Here is a 1,786-nt window from a genome sequence, read left to right as displayed (position 1 = left end):
CTGCTCGTCGGCGGCGGCGAGCGGCGCACCCGCGAGGCGTTCGCCCGGCTCACCGGCTCCGGGAGCGAGTACCGGGCCTGGCGGCGCTTCCACGGCATGACCGGCCGCGTCGCCGAGCGCGTCTTCCCCACCCTCACCGGGCCGCTGCCCACCCGTGGGGAACTGCGCCGCACCGTCGACGACGAGGAGGCCTGGCGGGCCCTGTTCGAGGAACCGATCGGTGTCGCCGTCGAGGAGAACTTCACCGACGACCTGGTCCGGGGCGTGGTCCTCACCGACGCCCTCATCGGCACCTTCGCCGACGCGCACGACCCCACGCTCCAGCAGAACCGCTGCTTCCTCTACCACGTCATCGGCGGCGGCACCGGCGACTGGAACGTGCCGGTCGGCGGCATGGGCGCCCTCACCGACGCGCTGGCCGCGGCCGCGCGCGACGCGGGTGCCGTCATCGCCACCGGTCACGAGGCGGTGCGCATCGACACGGACGGCCGCACCGCGGAGGTCACCCACCGCACGGCCGACGGCGAGGGCGTCACCACCGCCCGGCACGTCCTGGTGAACGCCTCCCCGAGGGAACTGGCGGCGCTCACCGGCGACACGCCCCCCGCCCCGGCCGAGGGCGCCCAGCTCAAGGTGAACATGCTCCTCACCCGGCTGCCGAGGCTGCGCGACGGCTCCGTCGACCCGCGCGAGGCGTTCGCCGGCACCTTCCACGTCGCCGAGGGGTACGGGCAACTGGCCGCCGCGCACGCACAGGCCGCCGCCGGCGACCCGCCCGCCGCGCCGCCCTCCGAGATCTACTGCCACTCGCTCACCGACCCGACGATCCTCTCTCCGGAGCTCGCCGCCCGGGGCTACCAGACCCTCACCCTCTTCGGACTGCACACCCCGGCCCGGCTGTTCGCCCGCGACCACGACGCCGTACGCGAGGAACTCCTCGCCGCGACGCTCGCCCAGCTCGACGCCCATCTGGCCGAACCGCTCGCCGACTGCCTGGCGACCGACGCGGACGGACGCCCCTGCCTGGAGGCGAAGTCCCCGCTGGACCTGGAACGCGAACTCGGGCTGCCCGGCGGGAACATCTTCCACCGCGCGCTGTCCTGGCCCCACGCGCAGGAGGGCACCGGCCGGTGGGGCGTGGAGACCCGGCACGCCAACGTCCTGCTGTGCGGCGCGGGCGCGGTGCGCGGCGGCGGGGTGAGCGGGGTGCCGGGCCACAACGCGGCGATGGCGGTGCTGGAGGCCGGCTGACGCAGGCCGCACCGGGGGAGCCGGACCCGTCCCGGCCCGGCCGAGCGGGCCGGCCGGCACCGCCCGTCGCCCGTGCCGCGGCCGTGAGCTGATACAAATGACATTCGTAGCACCTCAGTTCGGCCCCCGGGCCTTCGCCGGTCACGGAGCCTGCTCCGCGGCCCGGCCGCCCTCCCGCGGTGCCCGTCGAAGCGGAACGAGTCCGTTCCCGGACGGGCCGGCGCGGGCGGACACGGCACCGTCCACCCGCGCGGGCGGACCCTTCGCCGCGCGTCCCGGGACCGAACCCGTCAGCCGGAAAGCGAGCTTCACGCATGCCCGTCCCCCACACGGCACACGCGTCCACCACGCCGGCCTCCCCCGCGGGGACGCCGAGGTGATCCCCGCCCCTCGTCCGGCGGACCCGTCGCACGGGTCCCGCCGGACGAGGGGCGGGCCGCGCAAGGACCACCACGGAGCCGCCCGGCTCCCGAACCCCTCCGCCGGATGATCCCCGTGCGGCCCGCCGAGGGCGGCCCCACCCCCGGCGGGCCGC

Annotated in this window: 1 protein-coding gene; it reads left to right on the top strand. The window is 76.7% G+C overall.

The window, feature by feature from the left end:
- The coding region (locus tag AOK18_RS29065; RefSeq protein WP_055696248.1) for a phytoene desaturase family protein at window positions 1–1,251 on the top strand (1,251 nt) is incomplete at its 5' end.
- Window positions 1,252–1,786 lie beyond the last annotated feature (535 nt).

The sequence above is a fragment of the Streptomyces prasinopilosus genome (assembly GCF_001419695.1).
Lineage (GTDB): Bacteria > Actinomycetota > Actinomycetes > Streptomycetales > Streptomycetaceae > Streptomyces > Streptomyces prasinopilosus.
Note: the sequence above shows the minus strand (reverse complement) of the source record. Positions and strands in the feature narration are given on the sequence as shown.